General features: G+C 71.4%; 7 protein-coding genes. 4 read left to right on the top strand and 3 right to left on the bottom strand.

All coding sequences use genetic code 11. The features are described from left to right. The coding region (locus OOT08_RS12100; protein WP_325092969.1) for an ATP-grasp domain-containing protein at positions 1-712 on the bottom strand (712 nt) is incomplete at its 3' end. Positions 713-900: 188 nt separating this feature from the next. Between OOT08_RS12100 and OOT08_RS12095 the strand changes: the two genes are divergently transcribed. The 3 genes from OOT08_RS12095 (at position 901) to OOT08_RS12085 (ending at position 4,673) form a co-directional block, all read left to right on the top strand. Next, positions 901-2,565, top strand: a complete 1,665-nt coding sequence (locus tag OOT08_RS12095) for a DHA2 family efflux MFS transporter permease subunit (RefSeq protein ID WP_325092967.1) — start codon at positions 901-903, stop codon at positions 2,563-2,565. 44 nt (positions 2,566-2,609) lie between these two features. Then, positions 2,610-3,083: a MarR family winged helix-turn-helix transcriptional regulator gene (locus OOT08_RS12090; protein ID WP_325092965.1), complete on the top strand. Its 474-nt coding sequence runs from the start codon at positions 2,610-2,612 to the stop codon at positions 3,081-3,083. A gap of 192 nt (positions 3,084-3,275) precedes the next feature. Then, positions 3,276-4,673, top strand: coding sequence for a pyridoxal phosphate-dependent decarboxylase family protein (locus OOT08_RS12085; protein ID WP_325092963.1), 1,398 nt, complete (start codon positions 3,276-3,278; stop codon positions 4,671-4,673). On the opposite strand, the gene OOT08_RS12080 is transcribed toward OOT08_RS12085, so the two are convergent. After that, entirely contained in the window at positions 4,670-5,587 is a 918-nt protein-coding gene (locus OOT08_RS12080; RefSeq protein WP_325092961.1) for a DMT family transporter, read from the bottom strand. The two genes, OOT08_RS12085 and OOT08_RS12080, sit on opposite strands and share 4 nt — an antisense overlap. A gap of 73 nt (positions 5,588-5,660) precedes the next feature. Here OOT08_RS12080 and OOT08_RS12075 point away from each other — a divergent pair, with 73 nt between their 5' ends. Beyond that, on the top strand, positions 5,661-6,266 hold the full coding sequence (locus OOT08_RS12075) for a TetR/AcrR family transcriptional regulator (RefSeq protein WP_325092959.1): 606 nt from the start codon (positions 5,661-5,663) through the stop codon (positions 6,264-6,266). 4 nt (positions 6,267-6,270) lie between these two features. On the opposite strand, the gene OOT08_RS12070 is transcribed toward OOT08_RS12075, so the two are convergent. Then, on the bottom strand, positions 6,271-6,443 hold a 173-nt coding region (locus OOT08_RS12070), incomplete at its 5' end, for a hypothetical protein (protein WP_442916264.1).

The raw sequence follows: 6,443 nt of genomic DNA, 5'->3' as shown, positions 1-6,443 counted from the left end.
GCCCGATGCGGGCGGCCTCGTCGAGGATTTCGGGGCGCTCGGTCGGTGCGGGGGCGAGGACCTCGGCGCAGACGCCGTCTCGCTGGATGGTTTCCACGACGGGCCAGGCGCGCACCTCACCGCTCGGGCGGCGGGCGACGAGCTGGGAGAGTTCGCGACGGAAATCGACGAGTTCCTCGGCGAGGAGTTGGCCGCCGTGGGCGTCTTCGGCGAGCGCGGCGAACCAGTCGCGGGCTTCCTCGGCGTGCGAGACGATGCGCACGCCCTTCCCGTCGTAGCCGCCGCGGGCGGTCTTGAGGATGACCCGTCCGCCGTTGGCGGCGATGAAGGCGTCGAGCTCGGCCTCGGTGGCGACCGCGGCCCAGGCGGGCACGGGGACGCCGAGCTCTGTGAGCTTCTGGCGCATGATGATTTTGTCCTGCGCGTACTGCAGGGCGTGCGGGGCGGGGTGCACGGGGACGCCGCGGCGCACGAGCTCCTCGAGGATCACCGGCGGCACGTGCTCGTGGTCGAAGGTGATGACGTCGACGGTTTCGGCGAAGGCGTAGACGGTCTCGGGGTCGCGGTAGTCGCCGACCCGGTCCGCGGCGCGCTCGGCGCTGGAGTGCTCCGCTTCGGCGAGGACGCTAATGCCGAGTCCCAGGTGGATCGCCGGGGGGATCATCATTCGAGCAAGCTGTCCGCCGCCGATGACACCGATAGTTGTGGTCACGAACGCACCCTTTCTGCCAACCCCCCTATTGTGGCATCCCCGGGGGCGTTCGCGAACCGGGGCGGGTGCGGCCCGGGTTGCGCGGGGCCGAGAACACTCGGCAAACACTCGGCGAGGCAAGTTGATTATTGTCAACGATGTCGCGTATAGTTGCCGTTTGTCAACCAAGCACCGCGCCGAAAGAGACCATGCCTGAAATTCCCCAGTCCCGCACCGCACCGGCCCCCGCAACCCCGGCGCCCGACACACCGGCGACCCCGGCGGTCGCGCCCCCGGGCGGCTTCGCGCCGCTGACCGGGCGGGCGAAGCGGCTGGCCCTCGCGGGGCTGATGCTGAGCATCTTCGTGTCGATGCTCGCGAGCACCGTCGTCGGCACCTCGATGCCGCGCATCATCGCGGAGCTGGGCGGCACGCAGGCCGCCTTCACCTGGGTGATCACGGGCACGATGCTCGCCTCCGCGGTGACCACCCCCATCTGGGGCAAGCTCGCGGACCTCGTCAACAAGAAGTTCCTGCTGCAGCTGTCTCTCGTGATCTTCACCCTGGGCTCCGCCTTCGCGGGCATGGCGCAGGACCCCACCTGGCTCATCGTGTGCCGGATCGTCCAGGGTCTCGGCGCGGGCGGGCTCGCCGCCCTCGGGCAGATCGTGATGGCCGACATCATCAGCCCCCGCGAGCGCGGCAAGTACATGGGCCTGATGAGCGCGGTCATGGCGGTCGCCACGGTCGGCGGACCGCTCCTCGGCGGGGTCATCACCGACTCCATCGGCTGGCGCTGGAACTTCTACGTCGCCGTGCCCGTCGCGGTCGTCGCGATCGTGATGCTGCAGCGCACCCTGCACCTGCACACGGTGAAGCGCCCCGTGAAGATCGACTACCTGGGGGCGGCGCTCATCTCCGCGGGTGTGTCCAGCCTGCTGATCTGGGTCACCCTCGGCGGTCACCAGATCGAGTGGTGGTCGGTGCAGAGCCTGATCATGGTCGGCGGCGGGCTCATCGCCCTCGTCACCGCGGTGTTCGTCGAGATCCGGGCCGAGGAGCCGCTGATCCCGATGACCCTCTTCAAGAACCGCACCTTCACCCTCTCGGTCGTCGCGAGCCTGAGCGTCGGCGTCGCCATGTTCGGCACCTCCGTGTTCCTCGGCCAGTACATGCAGCTCGCCCGCGGGAAGACCCCCACGGAATCTGGCCTGCTGACGATCCCCATGGTCGCCGGGGTGCTGATCGCGTCCACCCTCGTCGGGCAGCGCATCTCGAAGACCGGCACCTGGAAACACTGGATGATCCTCGGCGGGGTACTCCTCACCGGCGGGCTCCTCCTGATGGGCACCCTGCGCTACGACACGAGCTTCGTCCTCGTGTCCGTCTACATGGCGCTCGTCGGGGCCGGGGTGGGCATGACCATGCAGAACCTCGTACTCATCACCCAGAACGCGGTGGCCCCGCAGCAGGTCGGCGTGGCCAGCTCCTCGGTCACCTTCTTCCGGAGCATCGGCGGCACCGCGGGCATGTCCGCGATGGGTGCCATGCTCGGCACACAGGTGGCCGGATACATCACCGAGGGCATCGGGGCGCTCTCTCCGAAGGACCGCCTCGGGGCCGAGGCGCTGTCCGGGGGGACCATCCCCGAGCTGCACAAGCTGACCGAGCCGATCCGCGACGTGGTCGAAAACGCCTACGGCCACGCGATCGGCAACGTGTTCCTCGCCGCCGTGCCGCTCGCGGTCGTGGCCCTCATCGCGATCATCTGGCTGCCGAATGCCCGGCTCGGCGACAAGACCACCTCCCAGCTGCTCGCGGAGCAGGAAGCCAAGCGGGCCGCCTCCCTGCCGGGAACGGGGATCGCGGACTAGCCGTAGGCTAGACCGTGAACGAGCGAAAGCGGAGCGGGACCACGATGACCACACCCCCCACCACCCCGGAGAGCCCCTGCAGCGACCCCGCCGATGACACGGTCGTGGGGATCGTCGCCGAGTTCTCTGAGGTGTTCTCCTTCGTGCGCTCCCGCTCGGCGCGCTACGCGCGCCGGATCCACCCGGACCTGAAAAACTCGGGCATCTTCGTGCTGCACACCGTGCTCCGCAACGAGCCCATCACGGCGACCGAGCTCGCCCAGCGGCTCGAAATGGACAAGGCGATGATCAGCCGCCAGGTGACGCTGCTGCGTTCCCTCGGCCTCGTGGAGACCGAACCGGATCCGACGGACCGGCGATCGACGCTGCTGCGCTCAACGGAGCTGTCCCGCTCGAAGGTCGCGGAGCTGCGCCGCCAGATGAGCGCCGACTACCAGGCCCGCTTCGCCGACTGGGCCCCGGAGGACCTGACGGCGCTGCGCGATTCCCTGCGCCGCTTCAACGACCGGGCGGACTGAGCCGCCGCTCGCCGAGCCGGTTGCGGCGCGCCGGGCCCGGCGCGACCGCCCGGCCGCCGCCCCAAGCCCGTTCGTGGGGGCGGCAGGCACCCTCGGGCGCGCCACGGGGGAGCCGGTCGCGGGGCTCCACTACGCTGACCGAGAGCGGCAATCCCGCGCGCCCACACCACCCCCGGGAAGGACCACACGCCCATGACCCACCCCGCCCCCGGCTCCTCCGGACCGGCCCGCATGCACGAGGTCACCGACGAGAACGTGCGCCTCATCGACCGAGTCCTCGACTTCTCCAGGCGGCGGCTCCTGGCCTCCGAGGTGCCGCTCGACAAGCCGATGTCGGAGCGGGAGCTGTCCCGCCTCGTCAACGAGCGCATCTCCGAGGAGGGCATGGGGGCCGACCGCGCCCTGTCGGTCTTCGAGCACATCCTCTCCCCCGCGTGCATCTCCACGGATCACCCGCAGTACCTCGCGTTTATCCCCTCGGCACCCACCAAGGCCGCGCAGGCCTTTGACATGGCGGTGTCCGCGACCGCCCTCTACGGCGGCTCGTGGATGGAGGGTTCCGGGGTCGTCCACGCCGAGAACGAGACCCTGGCCTGGCTCGCGGGCGAGTTCGGGCTCCCCGCCGGGGCTGGCGGGGTCTTCGTGCAGGGCGGCACGATCGGGAACCTCTCCGCGCTCGTCGCGGCGCGCGACGACGCCAAGCGCCGCCGCCGGGCCGCGGGCGGTTCCGCCCCGGATTCCTGGATCGTCGTGTGCAGCGAGGAGGCGCACTCCTCGATCGCCTCCGCCGCCGCGGTGATGGATGTCGAGGTCGTCACGGTGCCAACGGACGAGGACGGCCAGCTCCGCGGTGCCCACGTGCGCCCCGCCCTTGCGGAGCACGGCGACGCGGTCTTCGCGGTCGTGGCCACGGCTGGCTCGACCAATTTCGGCATCGTCGATGACCTTCGCTCGGTCGCGGACCTGAAGCGCGAGTTCGACTTCTGGTTCCACGTGGACGGGGCATACGGACTCGCCGCGATGCTCTCCCCGATCGCTCGGCACCGCTTCGCGGGGGTCGAGGACGCGGACTCACTCATCGTCGATCCGCACAAGTGGCTGTACACGCCGTTTGACTCCTGCGCGCTGCTCTACCGCACCCCGGAGGCCGGGCGGCTGGCGCACACCCAGCACGCCGCCTACCTGGACACGCTCAACGAGGCTCCCGAGTGGAACCCCTCGGACTACGCGATCCAGCTCACCCGGCGCGCCCGCGGCCTGCCGCTGTGGTTCTCGCTGAGCACCTACGGCGCCGGGGCCTACCGCGCCGCCATCGGCCAGGCGCTCACAGTTGCCCACGACATCGCCGCCGAGATCGCGTCCCGTCCCGAGCTGCGCCTCGTCCGGGACCCGCAGCTCTCGGTCGTCGTCTTCGAGCGGATCGGCTGGGAGGCGGCCGACTACGCCGCCTGGTCGGATCGGCTCCTGGAGGCGCAGACGGCGTTCGTGACTCCGAGCTCGCACCGGGGCCGGAGCAACCTGCGCTTCGCCGTGCTGAACCCGCGCACCACGCTTGCCCAGCTCACGGTGCTGCTGGACACGCTCCGCTAGGCGGAGCGGGTCCGCCCCCGCGGGCCCGGCCGGAGGCCGTTGAGCGCGAGGCTCGCGCCGATGAGCACCATGCCGACCCCGCCGAGCGGGGAGAGCCGCTCCCCCACGACCGCGGCGGCGAGCAGGGCGGCGATCACGGGCTCGGAGAGGGTGAGCACGGTCGCGGTGGAGGCATCCAGGTGCCGCAGGGCGACGCCGAAGAGCAGGTAGCCGAGGAACATCGGCACCAGCGCCATATACGCGCCAACCCCGAAGGCCCGCCAGGACGCGATGAGCGGCGCCCCCGTCGCCAGGAGCACGGGGATGAGGAGGAGGCCGCCCAGCCCGAAGACGGCCCCCATCGCGGCCCGGGAGCTCACCCCCGGGCCAATGAGGCGGTGCGCCGCCCACGCGTAGCCCGCGTAGCTCGCGCCCGCGAGGAGCCCGAGGGCCGTCCCCGGCACGGCGCCGCCCGCCTGACCGCCCACCTCACCCCCGGCCACGCTGAGCAGGGCCATGCCGAGCAGGCCGAGCCCGGCGGCGAGGGCCCAGCGCCGGCTGGGACGGGTGCGATCCACCGCCCACTCGAGGAGGACCGCGAAGACGGGCGCGGACCCCAGGGACACGACCGTGCCGATCGTCACCCCGGCCAGGTGCATGCTGCTGTAAAAGGCGAGCGGGTAGGCGAAGACGCCGAGTCCGCCCGCCAACACGATGGGCCAGCGCCGCCGCAGCAGGGGCAGGGCCGAGCGCAGGCTCCGCCCGGCCACCGCCGCCTGGAGCAGGCCGCCGATCCCAAGAGCAACCGCGCCGATCGCGAGGGGGCTGACCTCCGGAGCGAGCGTCGCGGCGGTGCCGGTCGTGCCCCAGAGGAGCGAGGCGGCCAGGACGAGGAGCACGCCGAGTCCGGGGCGCGCGGCGGGTGAGGTCGACATGCGACACACCCTACTAGACAGATCAGTCTACCCAGTACACTGGGCGAGACCACCCCACAGGAACGGAGGCCCCGTGTCCGAGCGCACCGCCCGACCCGCCCCGGCCCGAGCGCGCCTCCTGGCCGCCGCGGCGACCGAGTTCTACGCCTCCGGCATCACGGCAACGGGCATCGACGCCGTCATCTCGGCCGCGGGCGTGGCCAAGATGAGCCTCTACAACAACTTCGCGTCCAAGGACGAGCTGGTCACCGCGTACCTCCGGGAGCGTCACGAGGAGTGGCTCGGGCTGTTCCGCGCCCGGCTGCACGCCGCAAGCTCTCCGCGCGAGCGAGTGCTCGCCGTCTTCGACGCCTACGCGGATCACGCGAACGCCGAGTACCGGGAGGGCTGGCGCGGCTGCGGCCTGCTGAACGCCGCCGCCGAGCTGCCCGCCGGGCACCCGGGCCGCGCCGCCGTGCGCGAGCACAAGGACGAGGTGGAGGCGATCCTCGCCGAGCACCTCGCCCCGCTGACGGACGACCCGGGACCGCTCGCCGCGCACCTCGCGCTCCTGCTCGAGGGCGCGATGGCCAAGTCCGGGCTCGAGGGCAGCGACGCCTGGGTCCGCACGGCCCGCGGCATCGCCGAGGGCCTCCTCCCGGTCCCCGGCTCGCGCCGGGCGGGTGGCATCCGGCTCTAAATCGTCACGAACGGCGCTCTTTCCCGCTCGGCTCCGCTGCGGAGGCCAAGGATCCCTTTTGGGTCTCCGCGAGGAAGAGCAAGCAAACTGTGCTCAACACCCCGAAGCAGGCCAGCATCATCCCGATCTGGTACCCAGCCCCGCCGCTTTCGGAAATCCAGGAGGCAAGAATGGGCG

The sequence above is a fragment of the Leucobacter sp. M11 genome, from assembly GCF_035726885.1.
GTDB lineage: Bacteria > Actinomycetota > Actinomycetes > Actinomycetales > Microbacteriaceae > JAPFRB01.
Note: the sequence above shows the minus strand (reverse complement) of the source record. Positions and strands in the feature narration are given on the sequence as shown.